The organism is Sphingomonas sp. Leaf30 (assembly GCF_001422525.1).
GTDB classification, from domain to species: domain Bacteria; phylum Pseudomonadota; class Alphaproteobacteria; order Sphingomonadales; family Sphingomonadaceae; genus Sphingomonas; species Sphingomonas aerolata.
On record NZ_LMKZ01000018.1, the window covers coordinates 253,115 to 272,134 of the forward strand.

Annotated in this window: 16 protein-coding genes; 10 read left to right on the forward strand and 6 right to left on the reverse strand. The window is 67.1% G+C overall.

The window, feature by feature from the left end:
* The 3 genes from ASE89_RS21290 to ASE89_RS14915 form a co-directional block, all read left to right on the forward strand.
* Positions 1 to 1,632 (forward strand): DUF4118 domain-containing protein (locus ASE89_RS21290; RefSeq protein WP_236701813.1); only part of this gene is annotated, 1,632 nt, incomplete at its 5' end.
* Entirely contained in the window at positions 1,633 to 2,319 is a 687-nt protein-coding gene (locus ASE89_RS14910; RefSeq protein WP_056679288.1) for a response regulator transcription factor, read from the forward strand.
* Between the two features lie 555 nt (positions 2,320 to 2,874).
* A complete protein-coding gene (locus ASE89_RS14915) occupies positions 2,875 to 4,749 on the forward strand; it encodes a putative bifunctional diguanylate cyclase/phosphodiesterase (RefSeq protein ID WP_197979421.1) in 1,875 nt (624 codons plus the stop codon).
* 67 nt (positions 4,750 to 4,816) lie between these two features.
* On the opposite strand, the gene ASE89_RS14920 is transcribed toward ASE89_RS14915, so the two are convergent.
* A complete protein-coding gene (locus tag ASE89_RS14920) occupies positions 4,817 to 5,188 on the reverse strand; it encodes a hypothetical protein (RefSeq protein ID WP_192003237.1) in 372 nt (123 codons plus the stop codon).
* Between the two features lie 191 nt (positions 5,189 to 5,379).
* On the opposite strand from ASE89_RS14920, the gene ASE89_RS14925 reads away from it, so the two are divergent.
* From ASE89_RS14925 to ASE89_RS14935, 3 genes are all read left to right on the forward strand, one after another.
* Positions 5,380 to 5,838: a hypothetical protein gene (locus tag ASE89_RS14925; RefSeq protein ID WP_056679290.1), complete on the forward strand. Its 459-nt coding sequence runs from the start codon at positions 5,380 to 5,382 to the stop codon at positions 5,836 to 5,838.
* 180 nt (positions 5,839 to 6,018) lie between these two features.
* On the forward strand, positions 6,019 to 6,441 hold the full coding sequence (locus ASE89_RS14930; protein ID WP_056679293.1) for a hypothetical protein: 423 nt from the start codon (positions 6,019 to 6,021) through the stop codon (positions 6,439 to 6,441).
* A 12-nt stretch (positions 6,442 to 6,453) separates the two neighbouring features.
* The gene (locus tag ASE89_RS14935) at positions 6,454 to 7,035 is read left to right on the forward strand and encodes a hypothetical protein (protein WP_236701814.1); all 582 of its coding nucleotides are present in this window, start codon (positions 6,454 to 6,456) and stop codon (positions 7,033 to 7,035) included.
* A gap of 103 nt (positions 7,036 to 7,138) precedes the next feature.
* On the opposite strand, the gene ASE89_RS14940 is transcribed toward ASE89_RS14935, so the two are convergent.
* From ASE89_RS14940 to ASE89_RS14960, 5 genes are all read right to left on the reverse strand, one after another.
* A complete protein-coding gene (locus ASE89_RS14940; RefSeq protein WP_056679295.1) occupies positions 7,139 to 7,792 on the reverse strand; it encodes an SOS response-associated peptidase family protein in 654 nt (217 codons plus the stop codon).
* Positions 7,793 to 7,852: 60 nt separating this feature from the next.
* Positions 7,853 to 10,324: a prolyl oligopeptidase family serine peptidase gene (locus ASE89_RS14945; RefSeq protein WP_056679299.1), complete on the reverse strand. Its 2,472-nt coding sequence runs from the start codon at positions 10,322 to 10,324 to the stop codon at positions 7,853 to 7,855.
* 87 nt (positions 10,325 to 10,411) lie between these two features.
* Positions 10,412 to 11,236, reverse strand: coding sequence for a hypothetical protein (locus tag ASE89_RS14950; RefSeq protein WP_236701815.1), 825 nt, complete (start codon positions 11,234 to 11,236; stop codon positions 10,412 to 10,414).
* A gap of 28 nt (positions 11,237 to 11,264) precedes the next feature.
* Entirely contained in the window at positions 11,265 to 12,170 is a 906-nt protein-coding gene (locus ASE89_RS14955; protein ID WP_056679303.1) for a lysylphosphatidylglycerol synthase domain-containing protein, read from the reverse strand.
* Positions 12,171 to 12,265: 95 nt separating this feature from the next.
* Positions 12,266 to 13,561: a glycosyltransferase family 4 protein gene (locus ASE89_RS14960; protein ID WP_082451580.1), complete on the reverse strand. Its 1,296-nt coding sequence runs from the start codon at positions 13,559 to 13,561 to the stop codon at positions 12,266 to 12,268.
* 149 nt (positions 13,562 to 13,710) lie between these two features.
* On the opposite strand from ASE89_RS14960, the gene ASE89_RS14965 reads away from it, so the two are divergent.
* The 4 genes from ASE89_RS14965 to ASE89_RS14980 all read left to right on the forward strand — a co-directional run bounded on the left by ASE89_RS14965 (position 13,711) and on the right by ASE89_RS14980 (position 19,008).
* On the forward strand, positions 13,711 to 14,388 hold the full coding sequence (locus ASE89_RS14965; protein ID WP_056680695.1) for a response regulator transcription factor: 678 nt from the start codon (positions 13,711 to 13,713) through the stop codon (positions 14,386 to 14,388).
* Positions 14,389 to 14,408: 20 nt separating this feature from the next.
* Positions 14,409 to 15,746 (forward strand): sensor histidine kinase, encoded by a 1,338-nt coding sequence (locus ASE89_RS14970; RefSeq protein ID WP_056679306.1) that lies wholly within the window; start codon positions 14,409 to 14,411, stop codon positions 15,744 to 15,746.
* A gap of 137 nt (positions 15,747 to 15,883) precedes the next feature.
* Entirely contained in the window at positions 15,884 to 17,056 is a 1,173-nt protein-coding gene (locus tag ASE89_RS14975) for an MFS transporter (RefSeq protein WP_056680698.1), read from the forward strand.
* A gap of 83 nt (positions 17,057 to 17,139) precedes the next feature.
* Complete coding sequence (locus tag ASE89_RS14980; protein WP_056679310.1) at positions 17,140 to 19,008, forward strand: gamma-glutamyltransferase family protein; 1,869 nt, start codon at positions 17,140 to 17,142, stop codon at positions 19,006 to 19,008.
* The last annotated feature ends 12 nt before the right edge of the window (positions 19,009 to 19,020 follow it).

The window sequence follows — 19,020 nt, forward strand, 5'->3', positions numbered from 1 at the left end:
CGGTGGTTCGAGTTTCTGCACGGTTCGGTCGTCGACCGGGTGATCCGCGATACCCCGGGCGTCACCGTCCATGTGCTGCCCGTGGCTGCAGACCCGCGCGGCCGGGACCGCGGCCGACGTAGGCCGGCGCGGTGGGGTACGCCCGCCGGCTATGTGGTTACGACCGCACTCGTCGCGAGCGTCACCGGCGTCGCCAGCGCCCTGTTCCACATCCTCGATCTCGGCAACGTCGCGCTGTTGTACCTGTTGCCGGTCATGGCCGCCGCCAGCCTCTATGGCCTGCGCACCGGTCTTTACGCGGGGATCGCCTCCAGCCTTGCCTACAATTTCTTCTTCCTGCCGCCGGTCGGTACGCTGAGCATCAGCAACCCCGAAAATCTGGTCTCTGTCGTCGTCCTGCTCGCCATCGCGGTCGCGACGAGCCAACTGACCTCGCGCGTCCGGGCGCAGGCGGATCTGGCCGCGGCGAGTGCGCGGACCAACGCGACGCTTGCCGGTTTCCTGCGCCAGATCACGAGCGTCAACGACATCGACGTCGCGGCGCAGATGATCTGCGACGACGTCCGCGGACTGCTCGACGTACAGGTGGTCCTGCTGGTGCCCGGGATCGGCAAGAACCTGGAGATCCTCGCGGCCAGCGATGCCGGCTATCATCTCGGCACGATGGATACCGCCGCGGCGACCTGGGCGCTCGACACGGGCATGGCGGCCGGGAAAGGATCGGGCACGCTTGCGGCATCGGAGTGGCTGTTCCAGCCGCTGAAGGCCGGGGGCCGCGTGCTCGGCGTGCTCGGCGTGGCGAAGGACAGCGCAGCCGACCCGGTCCGCGCCGACCAGCTGCCGCTGCTCAGCAGCCTGCTCGACCAGTCCGCCTTGGTGCTCGAGCGGCTGCGGCTCGAGGTCGAGATGCGCGACGTCGAGACCGTACGGACGCGCGACCGCCTGCGCGCGGCGCTGCTGTCGTCGGTGAGCCATGACCTGCGTACGCCGCTGACCGCGGTCATTGCCGCGGCGGACCAGCTTGAGCATGGCGCGACGCCCGACCTGATCGCGACGATCAAGGCCGAGGCGGCGCGGCTCAATCGTTTCGTCGCCAATCTGCTCGACATGGCACGGGTCGAGGCGGGCGCATTGAAGCTCAACATCGAGCCTACCGACCTCAGCGATGCGGTGACGGGCGCGGCGCACGATGCACGGCGCGCGCTGGAGGGCCATGCGGTCCGGCTCGATGTCCCGCCCGACCTGCCTTTGGTCTATACCGACCCGCAGCTGCTCCATCATTGCCTGCTCAACCTGCTCGACAATGCCGGGCGCTACGGCGATCCCGGGACCGAGATCGTGATCGAGGGGCGGCACCGGTTCGGTGAGCTTCGCCTGGCCGTCATGGATCACGGACCCGGCCTGCCGCCGGGCAAGGAAACCGAAGTGTTCGAGACGTTCCGCCGCCTCGAAGGGTCCGATCGCGCGGTGGGCGGAACGGGTCTCGGCCTCGCGATCGTCAAGGCGTTCGCGGAGGCGATGGACATGACGGTCGAGGCCGGGAACCGCGACGATGGTAGCGGAGCCGCCTTCGCACTGATCTTCTCCCGCGCGCTCATCGTCTGCGATCTCAAACCCGAAAGCCTTGCCTGAATGCCTGCGAAAATTCTCGTGGTTGACGACGAAGCCGCGATCCGCCGCCTGCTGCGCAACACGCTCACCCGCGCGGGCTATGCCGTGGTCGAGGCCGAGGACGGGCGGCAGGCGCTGCAGCAGGCGGCGGTCGAGCATCCGAGCGCGGTCCTGCTCGACCTCGGCCTGCCCGACCGCGACGGGTTGAGCCTCATCCCGCTGCTAAGGACGCACGGCGATGCGGTGATCCTGGTGGTGTCGGCACGCGATGCGGTCGACGAGAAGGTCACAGCACTCGATCTGGGGGCGGATGATTTCATCACCAAGCCGTTCGACAGCGAGGAACTGCTCGCCCGCCTGCGGGTGGCGCTGCGTCATCATGGACTGTCCGAAACCACGCCTAAGATCGTGCGCACCGGTGACGTCAGCATCGATCTCGATCGCCGGGTCGTGTTCCGGGGCGCGGAGGAACTGCATCTCACCCGCAAGGAGCATGACGTGCTCGCGGTGCTTGCCCGGCACATCGGCCGCGTCGTGACGCATCAGCGCGTGCTCGCCGCGGCCTGGGGCGGCGAGGAGGATCCGCGAGTAGAATATCTCCGCATCGTCATCCGCAACCTGCGGCAGAAGCTGGAGCACCCGGGACCAGTCGGCAGCGTGATCGCCAACGAACTGGGCGTCGGCTACCGCCTGCGTGCCGACGCGTAGCAAGGTCCTTGAGAATGTAACCAATGCATAGCGTCGGTTACCACCGCGGCTTGGCTACACGGTAGCTACCGATGTCCTCGTCAGGCGGCCGTGCTGACGGGCGTTTCCGAAATGAGCGACAGATACAGGTTCGCGAGTTCGTAATGGCGGGCACAGGCGCTTGGATCTTCGGTGGCGGCGGCCATTGCAATTTCCTGCTCGGCTCGCCGTTCGAAATAGCACCGATCTGCGTCCGTCATCGTCAAGCCCCTCGCGCAGCATCGCCCGCGTGTGTTCCGCCGCCGGCGAGTGCCAGCCATGCGGCGTCCTAGGCGCGGGACCAGATCGCGACAAGGCCTATTGTTCGCTATATGTTCTTTGGCTAAGGACCCTCAATCCGTGGCGAAGTCCGTGCGTGTCGGTCGGACTCCGGAGGGCTCGTTCAGTACAGTTCTGGGTGCGCGTCCGTTGATGAATGGATACATGCCAAATCGGGCTGAACTATAGCCGTTTGGGATGTTCATGAAAAGTAAATAGAAATTGTTCTCAGATGCATCCATGGCTTATGATTTCTCCATGACCGATCTATCCTATCCAGTCGGTGATGATACCCAGCGTGTGGTGCTGCAACTCCAGAACGCGATACTCAAGAGGATTGCCCGGGGCGAGGGTCTGGACGTCACCTGTCGGTCGTTATGCGAGCAGGTGGAGCAGCTGGTGCCCGGCGTCATCTGTTCGGTCCTGACGGTCGACCGCGCGGGCAGGATGCATCCGCTGGCCGGCCCCAGTCTTCCGGAGTCGTATTCGCAGGCAATCGATGGCGCCGCGATCGGGCCGCTGGCCGGGTCGTGCGGCACCGCCGCGTATCTTGGCACCGACATCAGCGTCGCGGATATCGCGACTGATCCGCGCTGGGCCGATTTCAAGCATCTGGTGGCGCCGCTCGGTCTGCGCGGCTGCTGGTCGAGCCCGATATCGAATGCGGAGGGGCTCACCGTGGCGACCTTTGCCTTCTACTACCGCGAAGCGCGGGGTCCGACGGCGTTCGAACGCGTGCTCGTCGAGCATTGCCTGCATCTCTGCCTGATCGCCATCGACCGCCATAATCGCGTCGTCGAACATGAGCGGCGCGCCTTTACCGACACGCTGACCGAGCTGCCCAACCGGGCCGCCTTCAATGCGGCATTGGCCGATATCCGGGAACGGGCGGTCGAGCGCTGGGCGCTGTTCGTGCTCGATCTCGACAATCTGAAGGTGATCAACGACACGTTCGGGCATCCGGCCGGCGATGCTGTCCTGCGGATCGTCGGTCAGCGGATCGCGGCGGCGGGAGAGCCCGGGCGGACCTTTCGGGTGGGCGGCGACGAATTCGCGCTGATCCTGGAGTCGGCGGACGACCTGGCCGAACCCGATGCGATCGCGCAGCGGATCCTCGATGCGCTGGGCCGACCCGCCGATTGCGGCGGCCAGATCGTCGTGCCGCGCGCGACCATCGGCGGCGCGGTCTATATCGCGGGCGATCCCGTGACCGACCCTGTGCGCCAGAACGCCGATTTCGCATTGTATCACGCAAAGGATACCGCGCGCGGCAGCTTCGTGATGTATTCGGCGGCGCTGGGTTCGAGCATGACGCGGCGTCTGCATGCGATCCGCGATGTCAGCGCAGCACTCTGCGACGGACGGATCGAGGCCTATTACCAGCCGATCTTCCGGCTCGACACGCGCGAGATCGTCGGTCTGGAAGCGCTGTGCCGGATGCGCATCGGCGACAGGATCATTTCCGCCGCCGCGTTTCACGAAGCCACCAGCGATGCGCGGGTTTCGACCGCGCTGACCGAACGGATGATGGGGCTTGTCGCCGCCGACATCCGGACCTGGCTCGATCTGGGTCTCGCGGTCCAGCATGTCGGGATCAACGTCTCGTCGGAGGATTTGAGCGGCGGGGCGATTGCGCGCGTGCTCGCATCGGCGTTCGAACGCCATGACGTCTCGCTGGAGCATGTCATCCTGGAGGTCACCGAGACCGTCTATATGGGCCGGGGCGACCAGGCGATCCAGGAGGCGATCCGCGCACTCCGCGACCGCGGCATCCGGGTGGCGCTCGACGATTTCGGGACCGGTTTCGCGTCGCTCACGCATCTTCTGACGGTGCCCGTCGACGTGATCAAGATCGACAAGACGTTCGTCGATCATCTCGAACCCGACAGTGTCAGCGCAACGATCGTCGAAGGGCTGATCCGTGTCGCCAAGAAGATGGGCATCCGGATCGTCGCGGAGGGAATCGAGTCGGACCGGCAGATCGCGCAGCTTCGCGCGATCGGCTGCGTACTTGGCCAAGGTTTCGTGTTTTCTCCGGCGGTCGACCGGGATGCGACGACCACCCTCCTGGCGATGCACGGGCAGCGCGAGGCGCGGCGCGTCGGCAGCGGCGGGATGGCACGGGCCTCGTGAGTATGCGGTCGGCCTAGTGCCGGCGGCACCCCGCGAGCCGGGGTGGCGCAACGCCCGCAGCCCGGCTTTACTGGTAGCGGAGGGTCTTTTCGAACCCTTCATTGGTCTTGGCCATCTTGGCAATCTTGCGCAGGTGGCTGCGGACATGGCGCTGGAACCGGATATCGTCGTAGATACCGGTCGCGGTATAGTCGTCCTGCGCGATCAGGTCCTTGAGCCGCTTTGCAAAACCGGCCTGATCCGCGGTGCAGTCCGGTGCCTGAAGCGCCCGACAGGCCCATTCCTCGGCGGCCGCCTTGTCATAATCGTCCTGCGCCTCGTAGCCGCGCCGGTCCGCCATTGCCTGGTCGAGCTTCGCCGCGGCAAGCCGCCGCTCGAGCCAGGTTTTGACCAGAGTCCCGTCCCACGCCGCGCTTTTGGTATTCGCCGGATCATTCATCGTTCGCTCCAATGCATTCCGGCATATGCGCAAATCGGGGACGTTCAAGCGCGTTTGCGGGCGCCGCTCTGCGTATCGGGGTGATGCCCGGGTCGGTGCAGGATCGAGCGGCGCGCAGCGATGGAGCGCATTGACGGTGTCATCCGTTGACGAGGCCGATCAGATAATCGCTCCAACCGAGAGGATCCCTTATGCTTCGTACCCTTCTGATAGGCCTGGTGGCTGGACAGCGTGCGATGACACCGCTTGCTGCACTGGCTGGCGCCGCCCAGCGCGGCACGCTCCCTGAGAACACCGCCGGAGCGCGTCTGATGGCGATGCCGCTGATCACCGCCGGAGGCGTGGCGATGGCCGCGGCCGAGATGGCCGGCGACAAGATGAAGACGGCGCCCGATCGTACGGTGTTCCTCGGTCTGCTCGCGCGCACGATCACGGGCGGCTTTGCCGGTGCGGCGCTTGCCCCGCCAAAGCGTCAGGTGTCGGGCGCAGCGCTCGGGATCGGTGCGGCGATCCTGTCATCTTATGGTGGCCTCGCCGCCCGCAAATGGGCGATGGAACGCTGGGGGCAGACGAGCACCGGGTTCGTCGAGGACGCGATCCTGATGTCCGCAGCGACCGCGATCGTTCACGCCAGGCCGGCGCCCGCCTGACGCCGGATCGCCGTCAGCGGCCGCCGCCGCGCCTTCGCTGACGGAACGATCTCCGAATAGATCTAGCTATTCTAATACTTCGCTTCGTCACAATACATCAGATATCGATCTATTGCCTCCGGCTTCACCTTCTCGCACACAAAAAACAGTGATAAGCGCGAGATATTACGGGGGGGATCTATGATTCGAGCAATCATTCTGGCCGCGGCATTTGCGGCGACGGTTCCAGCAGGGGCTTTGGCGAAGGATGATCCGAACACGCTGACGCACGGCATGGTGCAGATGAACCTGAAGGTCGGCACCACGACTCAGGCACAGATCATCGAGGCGTTTGGCGGACCGAACATTACCACTATCGATGGTTCCGGACAGGAAATGTGGGTCTATGACCGCCATGCCACGGTGTCTTACGACAAGACATCGGGGTTTTCGATCGGCCTGTTCGGCGGCGGTGGTGGCGGCGGCGGCGTGGGGCTGGGCGGTCTGGGGTTCAGCAACAAGAAGTCGCGGTCGAGCCAGTCGTCGCGCGCCATGACACTCGTGATCAAGTTCGACGCGAACAAGGTCGTCAGCGATTTTCAAAGCCGCAGCAGTTCGTTCTAAGGGGGAATATCAATGAAGAAGCTTTTCGTAGCGCTCGCCATGGCGGGTGCATGCCTTGACGCGTCTGTCGTTCTTGCAAAAAAGCCGGTCGTCATGTCGTCGCTCGAACTGCAGCAGCTGCAGGGTCGGGATATCGAGGCGAGCAAGGACCAGGTGTTTGGCGCCGTCATGTCGGTGCTGCAGGATTCGGGTTATCGTATCCAGGCCGCCGACAAGGACACCGGGCTGATCACCGGTATCGCTTCGACCAAGGGCAAGATGTCGTTCAGCTTGTGGACTGGTATGGGTAAATCGAAGAAGACGCCGATCGTCTCGGCCTTTATCGAGCAGACCAGCCCGTCGACGACGCATGTGCGGCTGAGCTTCGTCATGGGAAAAGTTAAATCAAACGCCTATGGTTCGGGTGCGCAGGACGAAGAGCCGATCTACGACGTGTCGGTCTATCAGACGGCGTTCGAGCAGATCAACCAGACCGTGTTCATCCGCCAGACGATGAAGTCCCCGGCCGCGACGGTGGCTTCACCGGGTGCGCCGATCGCCGCGACGCCTGTCGCCACCACGGTCGCGCCCGCCGCGCCGTCCGCCCCCAAGTGACGATCTGTCAGGCGGGCGGTACGCCGCCCGCCTGACCATGGTTGCGGGTGATTGCCGCTTGGCGTCGGCGCGCGGCCCGATGCCGCGCTGGGTGGTACGACTCTTATAGCAGGGTGCGGCCCGGCGGTGCGGCGGTGCGGGTCGGGAAGACGGGGCCGCGCACCGTCATCCGGCTGGCGGGATAGGGGCGCTGCAGTGCGACGACGTCGTCGTAGCGGCCGGTGAGCCAGAGCGCGTGATCGTCCGGATGCAGGATGGTGATCATCGCCTTGGGGTGGATCGGCGCGACCAGTTCGTTCGCGTCGCAGGTGACCATCGCGAAATAGCGCTGCTCGCCGATCTGGCGCCAGAATCCGGCGATCGCGAACACGTCCTGGTCGATGACGTCGAACCACATCTCGCCCTTAATGGGCTTTTTCCCGTCGCCGCGATCAACGGGGTCGGGCGTCCATTCGCAGAATTCGGTGAGCGGGATCAGGCACCGGTTTTCGGGGTTCGCCGCGAGCGCTTTCCACTGCGGCAGCGCGAGGTTGCGGACATTGGTCATCGGCCATGGCGCCTGCCCGGCGGTCACGTCCCACTGCATCACATCGAGCCCGCGGGCCCCGTCCTGCTCGCGGATCACATAGGCGCGGCTTTTGGGATAGAGCTCGGTCGGATTGAACCGGTTATCCATCGGCCTTGGCGTCAGCCAGCCAGCGCCAAAGACCTGGGTAAGGGTTTCGGGCTCGCCCTCGAACCGCGCGCGATTACACATGGGGTGTCGATGCGATGCGACCGGCCGTCGCGCAAGCCTGTGGAAAGGAGCACCGCCCGGTCACGGCCGGCGCTCCGCCGTCTCCGGCGCCGGCTTCGGCTTCGGCTTCACGTAGCGGTCCAGCCAGTCCGTCATCTGCCACAGCGTCTCTTCGGTCGACTCCAGCGCGCGATAGCCGTGCGGCTCGTTCGGCAGGACGACGTAGCGCACCGTCGCACCATTGCCCTTGAGCGCAGCGTACATGCGTTCGGACTGGATCGGGAAGGTCCCGCTATTGTCGTCCGCGCCGCCGTGGATCAGCAGGATGGGCGCCTTGATCCGGTCGGCATAGGTGAACGGGCTCATCTCGGTATAGGTCGGCGTCGCCTGCCAATAGGTCCGCTGTTCGGCCTGGAACCCGAACGGGGTCAGCGTGCGGTTATACGCGCCTGATCGGGCGATGCCTGCACGGAAGAGATCGGTATGCGCAAGCAGATTGGCGGTCATGAACGCGCCATAGCTGTGCCCGCCGACCGCCATGCGGGTCCGGTCGGCGACCCCGAGCTTGACGACGGCATCGACCGCCGCCTGCGCATCCTGCTGGAGTTGCTTGACGTAGGTGTCGTTCGCCTCGGTGCCGCCTTCGCCGATGATCGGCATCGCCGGATTGTCGAGGATCGCATAGCCCTGGGTCAGCAGGAACAGGTGGCTGATGCCGCGTGGGCGCACGAAGCGATTGCCCTGGTCGACGGTCTGCCCGGCGACCTTCGCATCGGTGAATTCGGCGGGGTAGGCCCAGAGCAAGGTCGGCAGCGGCCCGTCGCGCTTCGCGTCATAGCCCGCGGGCAGGTAGAGCGACCCCGAAAGTGCAAGCCCGTCGGCGCGAGGATAGGTGATCGTGCGCTGCGTCACGCCGGCGAACACCGGGGCAGGATCGGCGAACGCGGTGACCGGCTTGGCGCTGCCGCCCCTGACGCTGCGCACGACGTAATTGGGAGCGAGCTTCGCACTTTCGCGGCGCGTGAGAATGCGCTGCCCGGTATCGTCGAGCATCGCGACGACGGTTTCGTAATAGGGCGGCTTGGCGGACCATAGCCGCGTCTGTTCGCCGCCTGTGAGCGGCAGCGTCGCGAGGAAGGGGAAGGCGCCCGCCTTGGTCGCACCGTCGCCGGTGACGTAGACGGCCTTATGGTCCGGGGTGAAGCGCATCACCGGTTTGCCCGCGGCGTTCGATTCGACGACCGGCCGACCCGGGTCGCCGTATTGGTCCTGATAATTGCGGGTCAGCAGCGTCCGCGCCTGGCCCGGTCGCGCCGGTGCGACCGCGAGCCGGTGTTCGGTCCGCGACCGCCATTCGCGATCGACGACCATCGCGAAGCCGTCATCGCCCCAGAAGGTCGTCGCATAGCGCGCCGGGGTCATCGCCAGATCGACCGGCGCCGCTTCAAACGGTGCCGCCTGCATCTTGACCACGTCGTGGAAGGCGACCTTCGCACGCGGATTGCCGCCGTCGAGCGCCTCGGCCCAGACGAGCGTGGCAGGGGCGTCGGATCGCCACATCGCCTCGCGCGGACCCTTGACGACGGCGTCGAAGTCGACCGGAAGATCGTCGGCGAGAGGGCGATCGACCAGCGTCCGTACCGGCTGGCCATCCATCGTCGCGACGGCGATCTCGGTCGGGAAATAGCGCGCGGGCAGCAGATAGGAATAGGGGCGCTTGAGCCGTTCGGTCAGCAGATACCGGCCGTCGGGCGAGACGCTGAACTCGGTGATGAGCCCGGGTGCGCCGATCGGCCGGGTGGCGCCCGACAGCGCGATCCGGACGAGCTGGCCCGTGAAATAATGATCGAACAGGGCCTCGTCCTGCGCATCGCCGAGCAAATCTTCATAGGTGCGCGCCGCCGACGATCGGCCCGCGCTTTCCTGGACGACGGGCCCCGTCGGCGTGTCGCCGGCGACGGGCGCGGGGCCGCGGTTCGCGGGGACGGTGTAGGCGATCAGCGCCGTGCTGTCGGGCATCCAGGTGAACGGCGTGCCGAACGTCCCGTTCAGGCCCTTGGCCACCATGCGCGCACTGCCGTCACGCTCGGCGATCCACAGCGAGAGACCGTCGGCCTGCTGTGCGTAGAAGGCGAGGCGGCTGCCGTCGGGCGACCAGTCGGGTGCGGCAAAGGGTAGTCCGGCCGGCAGCGCGACATTAATGGTCTTGCCGCTCGCCAGATTCTTGAACTGCAGCGCGTTCAGCCACTGCACGCGGACCTCGGCCTGGCCGTTGGTCGCGGGATCGATGCGATAGCCACCGAGCCGCAGGATCGGTTTGGACAGATTGGCGATCGACGGAAGATTCTCGCGACCCAGAATTGCGAGCGTCCGGTGGTCGGGGCTGACCGAGACGCCTGGGGTCGGCGGTGTCTCCAGCGCCCGTGCAATCGCATCGGGCGCGCGGTGATAGGGCGTGCCCGGCGTCTGCGCGCTGGCGCCGGAGACCACCGCGCCGGGTAAAGCGGTCGTGGTGACGAGGAGGAGAGCGATCAAACAGGCACTGGCGCGCATTCATAACCCCTTGTTCTGATATGTCAGGGGTGTGGCATGTCGGGCGTGCCGGCACCAGCGGGCCCGGCCTGCGTGGCAGCTGGCACCTCAGAATTCGCGGATGATGCGCAGGCCGACGCGCGGCCGGAATGGACCCGACACGGCCCGGTCGGCGCCCGCACCGATCTGCGCCGAGACCTTCCGCCCGATCGCGCGGTGCAGCTGTGGCATCAAGAGCCAATGGCCGCTCGCCCCCGTCTGCCGGTTTACCTCGAACCCGAGCACGGTGCCGTCATCGACATCCCAGAATGTCGAGTGATTGACGATCAGCCCGGTGCCGTTCGTGCTCCTGAGCGTCACGTCGCCCGCGCCGATCATCGTCATCGTGCTCAACCGTTCGCCGAAGCGGTTGCCGAGCAGATAGACCAGGCTGCTCGACCAGCCCCCATCGCGGCGATTGTGAAGCCCGAGATACTGGACGCCATGGATGCTGCGTCCGCCGCGAAACGTGCCGAACGTCCCCTGCAGCCCCATTTTGAGATCGGTCAGCCGGCCATTGGTGAACGGCAGCTCGAGCTCGACCGCAAAGCCGTCGGCGACCGCATACTCGACCTCGGGCGCCCATTCGACATGGCGCGACGGTCCGCTGAGATTGACCTGGGCGAGCGTATTGGTCTCGAGCTCGCCGCGCCGTGCGCCGAGTGGCCGGACCATGTCGAAGATCATCGGTTCGGGGATGGCGGGGATCGCCGCGGACGTCGCCCCCGCGATCGCGGTCGCGCCCGGCACCGGCTGGACTTTTGGCGATCGCGTCTGCGCGGCTGCACCGGTGCTGGCGGCGAGGAGGGCGGGGGCGCAGAACGCTGCGAGGGAGAACGGGGCGCAGGGCCGCGCGCGGATGATCATGGTGACGGGTTCCGATGGAGAGAGCATGAGGACATGCGCTCATCGCCGCGCCGACTTACGCCGACCTTACGCGGGCCCGCAGGTCGACTTCATGAAGGGCGAACAGCACCATCCCGACGGCGAGCGGGATCAGGAAATAGACCATCCGATAGGCGAGCAAGGCGGCGAACAGCGTCGCGCGGTCGATCTCGGGGAGGCTCGCCAGCATTACCGCTTCGAACACGCCCACGCCGCCCGGGGCATGGGTAATCAGTCCCGTCGTGATCGCCACCAAATAACCGAGCAACAGGCCGGGAAGCAGGGCAAGCGACGCACCGGGCAGCAGGACGACCAGCACCAGCGCCGCAAGGACGAGGTCGATGCTCGCCAGCATCATCTGGATCAGCGCCTGCCGCGTGCGAGGCACGGGGATCGACCGGCCGAACGCGACGATCATCCGACCGCCACGCCGGTGGAGCAGGATCAGCACCACGCCCAGCAGGGCAAGGCTCGCCGCGCCGATCGCGGCGTGGACAGGGTAGGACATCGCAAGGCCGGCAATCGCCAGCCTGTCGGGACTGGCGACAAGCCCGATCCCCAGCAGCAGGAGCACCCCGGACCAGAAGGTCAGTCCGGTCAGCACCATGACATGGCCGACTTCGCCGATCGTCAGCCCTGCGGGCCGGTAGATCCGCAACCGCGCGGTTCCGCCGGTCAGCAGCGCGAACCCGAAATTGTGACTGAAGACATAGCTGGTGAACGAGGCGAGCGCCGCACGGGGATAGGCAACCCGTCGCCCGATGACCCGCAGCGCGATCACGTCATAGCCGGTCAGCACGCCGTAGCTGGTTGCGGTGATCCCGGCCGCGAGCAGCAGCCGGACCCAGCCGATCCGCGTGAGCGCGTCGCGGACGTCGGACCAGTCGACCCCGTCTAGCAGGCTTGCGAGTGCCGACAGGGCGATCGCGACGACGGCGAGCATCGCGGCAGCAGCGGCTGCCGTTCGCACCGACGACGATGACAGGAGACGTCGCCACCCTGACGGCGTCCGGGCGCTGCACTGTTCTGTCACGACGCTCAGCCCGCGGCCGACCGGTTCCGCCGGAGTGCCGACGCGGCACCCGGATCGGCGGTTGCCGACACCGTGTCCGTCCCCAACAGCGCATGATAGGCGTCGAGGACCATCGCCGACGCTGTGTCCCAGTCATAGGCCGCGCTTGCCACGCGTGCGGCCCGGCCCATCGAAGCGCGCAGATCCGAGAACAGTGCGAGACGGCGAACCGCGGCAACCGCCGCATCGAGATCGTTCGCGGCGAAGAACATGCCCGTTTCCTTGCGCAGCAGGTTGCGTCCGCTGGGGATGTCGACGCACACGCTCGGCAATCCCGATGCCATCGCTTCCAACGTTACGTTGCCAAAGGCTTCGGAAATGCTCGGATTGACGAAAATATCCGCGCTGGCGACCGCGCGGGCCAGCCTGTCGCCCGACAGGCTGCCGAGGAGGATCGCGTCCGGCAGGCGCTGCGTTAGCCAGTCCCGTTCGGGCCCGTCGCCGACGATCACGGCCCGGATCGTGGCGGATGATCCGCACAGATCTCCGCTACCCTTGCGAACCGCGTCGACGATGTCGGCGAACAGCGCCGGTCCCTTCTCGCGGACCAGCCGGCCGAAGAAGAGCAGGACGATGTCGGTGTCGGCGATGCCCATGTGCCGGCGCCAGGCCAGGTCGCGGTGGCGCGGAGAGAAGGCGTCGCGATCGACCCCGCGACCCCAGAGACGTGTCCGCTCGCCAAGCCCCTTGGCGGAAAACTCGGCGGCGATGGGAGGGGTGGGCACGAGGATCGCGTCGCTGCCGGTGTAGAACCGGTCGAGATGCCGTTCCATCATTGGCCGGATCAATCCCGCACCATAGAATTGCGCATAGGTCTCGAACCGCGTGTGCAAGCTGGCGACGACCGGGACGCCCATCGTCCGCGCCAGCCGCTGCGCGGCAACGCCGGTCCAGTCGGGGGCGGACAGGTGGACGATGTCGGGGCGGAAACATTCGACATCGCGCCGCACGCTCGCCGGCAATCCGAGCCCCAGCCGATACTCGCCGCGACCTGGAATCCGGACCGACGGGACCGACACCAATGTGCCCGTGGGGTCAAAGGCGGGGCGGGGCGATGTCGGTGAATAGACCCGGACGTCGACGCCGTCGCGCTCAAGATACCCGACGAGGCGGTTGAGCGCCTGGTTGGCGCCGTCGCGCAGATAGTTGTAGTTGCCCGAGAACAGGGCGACCCGGCGCGGCTGGTCGGGCGCCGCACGGACGCGGGACACCGCGGCGCGGGTCGCTGCAAGCCGTTCGAACGGGCCAAGGATATCGGACATGGAGACACTCTGATTTTTGCTGACGGCGCATCGCGCGACATCGATCGGGATCGAGGATCGGTCGGCCTATCCCGTCCGGCTTACGCCAGCCTTACAGGCGGCCATCGGCGCGGCCGGTGCGCTCCGGGCAGCCCGACCGGGGAGCGTCGATGCGGATCCTGATCGTCGAGGATCATGCCGATCTGGTCACGATGCTGATCCGGCTGCTCGGCGAGGCGGGCTATGCCGCGGACGCGACCGCGACGGCCGCCGATGCACGGCTGATCCTGTCCTATACGCGCTATGCCGCGGTCATCCTCGATCTCGGGCTGCCGGACGGCGATGGCCTGTCGGTCGTGCACGAATTGCGTGACCGCGATGATCCCACGCCGGTTATCGCACTGACCGCGCGGGCCAGCGTCGCACACCGCGTGACCGGGCTCGAGGCGGGGGCCGACGACTATCTCGCCAAGCCGTTCGCGCCCGAGGAACTGCTCGCGCGCATCCAGGCGCTGCTCCGGCGCAGCGGCACGATCGTCGACCGGACGATCGAGTGCGGCAATGTCCGGTTCGATCCGGCAACGCGCGAGGTCTCCGTTGCCGGCCGGCCGACCGTTTTGTCGGCGCGCGAACTGGAGGTGCTCGCCGGGCTGATCCGGCGCACGAGCCGGGTAGTGACCAAGCAGCATCTCGAACAATTGCTGTTCGGGCTCGCCGACGATCTCGGGTCGAATGCGGTCGAGGTCTATGTCCACCGGCTGCGGCGTCGCCTGGCGGAGTCGCAGGCGACCGCGGATATCGTCACGGTCCGAGGGGTCGGTTACATGATGCTGGAGCGGGACGCGTGACGCGGCCGCCACGATCATTGATGGCACAGATCCTGCGCTGGCACGCGATCGCGGTGCTGATCACCGCCGTGGCGGTAGCCGGCGGGGTCTATCTGTTTCTCGACACGACGGCGGCGCGGATCCAGCATCAGACGGTCCACGTCCATACCCAGGCCTTGCGCCAGGCGCTGTCGCAGGACGCGACCGGCCGGTTGCACCTGACCCAGGACGGGACCAGCGCCGCGGTGTTCGCGCCGGGGGCGGGCTTTGCATTCCGCATCGTCGATCCGCGTGGTGCGGTCCTGTTCCGGTCGGACTCGCCGATCATGGTGCCGCTCGCGGCCGTCCCGCTGAGCGACGAGGAGCGCTTCTTCCGCCGTCAGTCGCGGCACGCCTTCTATGCCGGCGCCAGCAGCCCGGCGCGCGTCGGAAGCGCACGCGTCTGGATCGTTGTCCTGCAGAACCTGACCCACCCGGACTATATTCTCGACGACCTGCTCGCGCAGTTCCTGCTCTACGGCCTGGCGATCGTGACGCCGGTCCTGCTGGTTCTGCTGGCGATCGACGTGCTGATCATCCGGCGTGCGGTCGCGCCGGTACGGCGAGCCTCCGCATCGCTGCGGACGGACGATGCGCTGCCGCTCGATCTGCGTGTGCATGACGACCGGCTTCCGGCCGAGGTGCGTCCACTTGCGCGCGCGGTCAATGCGCTGCTGGAGCGTCTGACGTCGAGCTACCGCATGCAGCGCGACTTCATCGCCGATGCCGCGCACGAGCTTCGCACGCCGATCGCGGTGGCCAGGCTTCGTGTCGAGGAGGTCGAGGATGCTACGTTGCGGGCGACGCTGCGCAGCGATCTCGACACGCTCGGCCGCATCGTCGAGCAGGTGCTGGAGATCGCCGAGCTCGAAACCGTCGCGCTGGATACCGCGGCATCGGTCGATCTCGTCGCGATCGCGACCGACGGCGTGGCCTCGATCGCACCGCTGGCGATCCGCCAGGGCAAGTCGATCGCGCTGTCGACGGAGGCAAACAGCGTGATGGTCGCGGGCCATGCGGCCTGGATCGCCAAGGCGCTGGGCTGCCTGATCGAGAATGCGGTCAAGCATAGCGGCGTGGGACGGCGGATCGACGTGACGATCGGGACAGACGGCACGCTGGCGGTCTGCGACGACGGCCCCGGCATCCCCGAGGCGGATCAGCCGTCGATCTTTCGCCGTTTCTGGAAACGCGATCGTGCCGCATCCGCCAGCAGCGGGCTGGGGCTGGCGATCGTCGCGCAGGTTGCGGAGGCGCACGCGACGCGGGTGGTGCTCGCGTCGCGGCCGGGGCGGACCCGGTTCGCGATCACCTTCCGCACCGCATTGATGCGCCGCTGATCGCGAGCCCATCTTCGCCACTGACGCGCTCTTATCGGGCATTGCACCATGGTCCACATAGCGGGCACGCGGTCGCAGAGGAATTTGGTATGACGAGTATTGCGGACGACCGTGGCCCCTTGGAGACGGATGCGTCGATGCCAGGCCCGCCGGGCGGACACCATCTCGGTCGGGGGCTGACGTTCGTGATGGCCGCGGCGGCCGGCGTTGCCGTCGCCAATATCTATTACAACCAGCCCATGCTGGGGATCATCGAGCGCGACCTGCCCGGGGCCGCGACCAGCCTGGTGCCGACCGCGACGCAGCTTGGCTATGCCGCGGGGCTGTTCCTGCTGGTGCCGCTCGGCGACCTAGTCGAACGCCGGCGCCTGATCGTCGTGCAGTTCCTGGGGCTGGCCGCGGCCCTGATCCTCGCGGCGATCGCACCGAGCGCGGTGATGCTGATCGCCGCGTCGCTGCTCGTCGGGATATTGTCGACCGTCGCCCAACAGGTCGTGCCGTTTGCCGCGCATCTCGCAAGCCCGGAACGACGCGGTGCAACGGTCGGGACGGTCATGGCGGGGCTGTTGTGCGGCATCCTGCTCAGCCGGACGCTGGCGGGTTTCGTCGCGACGCATGCCGGATGGCGGGCGATGTTCTGGCTGGGCGTGCCGATGGCGCTGGGCGCGGGGGTGGTGATGGCGATGCGGCTGCCGCGCAGCGTCCCGACCGCGGAGCTCGGTTATACAGGGCTGTTGCGGTCGCTCGGCAGTCTCTGGCGGGAGTTCGGCGCGCTACGCAAGGCGGCCATCACGCAGGCGCTGCTGTTCGGCGCGTTCAGCGTGTTCTGGACGATGCTCGCACTCCATCTGCAGAGTCCGCGCTTCGGTCTGGGGGCGGATATTGCGGGTCTGTTCGGGGTGGTCGGCGCGGTCGGCGTGCTTGCCGCGCCGGTCGCCGGGCGTATCGCCGACCGCCGCGGTCCCAGGCTGGTGATCCTGCTCGGGGCCGTGCTGACGCTGGCAAGCTGGGCGGTCTTTGCGCTTTGGAGTTCGATTGCCGGACTGGTGGTCGGCGTGATCCTGCTCGATTTCGGCGTCCAGAGCGCGCTCGTCTCCAATCAGCATGTCGTTTATGCGCTGCGGCCCGAGGCCCGTGCCCGGCTCAACACGATCTTCATGGGGGCGATGTTCCTCGGTGGCGCGGCGGGATCGGCCGGCGCGACCTGGGCATGGCGCATGTACGGCTGGGTCGCGGTCACGGGCCTGGGCGCGGCCTTGTCCGCGGCGGCGGTGCTGCTTCAGATCGTCGCGGCCAGACGCCGGCGCTGATCCGTCGAGGCACCGCCGATTTCAGCCACTTGCGCCGATCGCCCCTGCGGGCAACAACCTTGCCAAGTTCTGGGAGTTCGCCAATGCATCGTCGCACCTTCATCGCATCGCTGCCCGCGACTGCGCTGCTTCCGACACTCGCTTCTGCGCAGCGCGGTAAAGCCAGCAGCGACCCTGCGCCCGGCCCGGGGCAGGGGGCAGCACCCGCGACGGATACCAATCCTACATTCTGGGCGCCTGGCGAGGAGCGCTTCCTGCGCCCCGACGTCCATGCCGGCGACCGGCCGATCGGCGCGAGCTTCGCGTCGCGCACAGCGGTCTATGGCCTCAACGGCGCGGCGGGGACCGCGCACCCGCTCGCGACGCAGGCGGGGATCGACATCCTGCGGTCGGGTGGGTCGGCGGTCGATGCGGCGATCGCGATCAACGCGTGTCTCGGCTTCCTCGAGCCGACGTCGAGCGGGATCGGCGGGGATGCCTATGCGATGATCTGGGATCCCAAGGCCAAGGCGGTGGTCGGCCTCGCGGGCTCGGGCAAATCGCCGCGCGGCCTGAGCCTGGAAACGGTGCGGTCGCGCGCCAGGAACGGCGCATTGCCGCCGCTCGGCGCGCTCAGCGTGTCGGTGCCGGGGACGGTCGACGCGTGGTGGACGATGCACCAGCGCTACGGAAAGCTGCCCTGGGCGGCGCTGTTCCAACCCGCGATCGCGCTGGCTGAAGCGGGCGCGCCGGTGCCCGACATCATCGCTTATTATATCCGCCGTAGCCTCACCGCGTTCCGCCGTCCGGGGAACGGGCTGGAGGAGTCCGCCAACGCGCTACGCACCTACGGGCTGGCGGACGGCAAGGGCCCCGCGGCGGGCGGCGTGTTCCGCAATCCCGATCTTGCGCGCACCTATCGCGCGATCGCGAGCGGCGGGCGCGATGCCTTCTACCAGGGCGACATCGCGCAGAAGATCGAACGCTATTTCAAGCGGATCGGCGGATGGCTGTCGGCAGCGGACCTCGCCGCGCACCATTCGGAATGGATCGCGCCCAGCACCACCGACTATCGCGGCACCACCGTCCACGCGCTTGGAGCAAACACGCAAGGGCTGGCGACGCTCCAGATGCTCAACATCCTCGAGCGGTTCGACCTGAAGGGCGCAGGCTTCCAGTCCGCGCTGTCGATCCACTTGCAGGCCGAGGCCAAGCGCCTCGCCTATGAGGACCGCGCGCGCTATTATGCCGATCCGCACTTCGCCAAGGTGCCGGTCGAGTGGCTGATCTCCAAGGACTATGCCGCACAGCGCGCCAGGCTGATACGGCCCGACCGGCTGCTGACCCCGGTCTATCCCGGCCAGGCCCCGAGTCACGGCGACACCACCTATTTCAGTTGCGCGGACAAGGACGGCATGATGGTGTCGATGATCCAGTCCAATTTTCGCGGTATGGGATCGGGCCTCGTCGCCGATGGCCTCGGCTTCATGTTCCAGGATCGCGGGCAGCTGTTCAGTCTCAAGGACGGTCATCCGAACATCTATGCGCCGGGCAAGCGGCCGTTCCAGACGATCATCCCGGGCTTCGCTACGCGCAAGGGCACGCCGTGGATGAGCTTCGGGGTGATGGGCGGTGACATGCAGCCGCAGGGGCAGACGCAGATCATCGTCAACCGCGTCGACTACGGGCTCGAAATCCAGTCGGCAGGGGATTCGCCGCGCTGGCATCACGAGGGATCGTCGCAATCGATGGGCGAGGATACGCCCGGGCTCGGGCCCACCGGGCTGCTACGGTTAGAAACCGGGGTGCCGGTCGCGACGCGCAAGCGGCTGGCCGACATGGGGTGGACGATCGGCGATCCCGATGGCGGCTTCGGGCGCTACGAATGCGTTGAGCACCGGATGGACGGCGACACCCGCGTCTATGCCGCGGCGAGCGAGATGCGCGCCGATGGCTGCGCGCTGGCCTATTGAGCCAGCCGGGGC

Bases quoted from the DNA above. Each gene is read 5' to 3' on its own strand.
- ASE89_RS14910 (WP_056679288.1), top strand. From the start codon at position 1,633: ATGCCTGCGAAAATTCTCGTGGTTGACGACGAAGCCGCGATCCGCCGC.
- ASE89_RS14915 (WP_197979421.1), top strand. From the start codon at position 2,875: ATGACCGATCTATCCTATCCAGTCGGTGATGATACCCAGCGTGTGGTG.
- ASE89_RS14920 (WP_192003237.1), bottom strand. From the start codon at position 5,188: ATGAATGATCCGGCGAATACCAAAAGCGCGGCGTGGGACGGGACTCTG.
- ASE89_RS14925 (WP_056679290.1), top strand. From the start codon at position 5,380: ATGCTTCGTACCCTTCTGATAGGCCTGGTGGCTGGACAGCGTGCGATG.
- ASE89_RS14930 (WP_056679293.1), top strand. From the start codon at position 6,019: ATGATTCGAGCAATCATTCTGGCCGCGGCATTTGCGGCGACGGTTCCA.
- ASE89_RS14935 (WP_236701814.1), top strand. From the start codon at position 6,454: ATGAAGAAGCTTTTCGTAGCGCTCGCCATGGCGGGTGCATGCCTTGAC.
- ASE89_RS14940 (WP_056679295.1), bottom strand. From the start codon at position 7,792: ATGTGTAATCGCGCGCGGTTCGAGGGCGAGCCCGAAACCCTTACCCAG.
- ASE89_RS14945 (WP_056679299.1), bottom strand. From the start codon at position 10,324: ATGCGCGCCAGTGCCTGTTTGATCGCTCTCCTCCTCGTCACCACGACC.
- ASE89_RS14950 (WP_236701815.1), bottom strand. From the start codon at position 11,236: ATGCTCTCTCCATCGGAACCCGTCACCATGATCATCCGCGCGCGGCCC.
- ASE89_RS14955 (WP_056679303.1), bottom strand. From the start codon at position 12,170: ATGCTCGCCGTCGTCGCGATCGCCCTGTCGGCACTCGCAAGCCTGCTA.
- ASE89_RS14960 (WP_082451580.1), bottom strand. From the start codon at position 13,561: ATGTCCGATATCCTTGGCCCGTTCGAACGGCTTGCAGCGACCCGCGCC.
- ASE89_RS14965 (WP_056680695.1), top strand. From the start codon at position 13,711: ATGCGGATCCTGATCGTCGAGGATCATGCCGATCTGGTCACGATGCTG.
- ASE89_RS14970 (WP_056679306.1), top strand. From the start codon at position 14,409: ATGGCACAGATCCTGCGCTGGCACGCGATCGCGGTGCTGATCACCGCC.
- ASE89_RS14975 (WP_056680698.1), top strand. From the start codon at position 15,884: ATGCCAGGCCCGCCGGGCGGACACCATCTCGGTCGGGGGCTGACGTTC.
- ASE89_RS14980 (WP_056679310.1), top strand. From the start codon at position 17,140: ATGCATCGTCGCACCTTCATCGCATCGCTGCCCGCGACTGCGCTGCTT.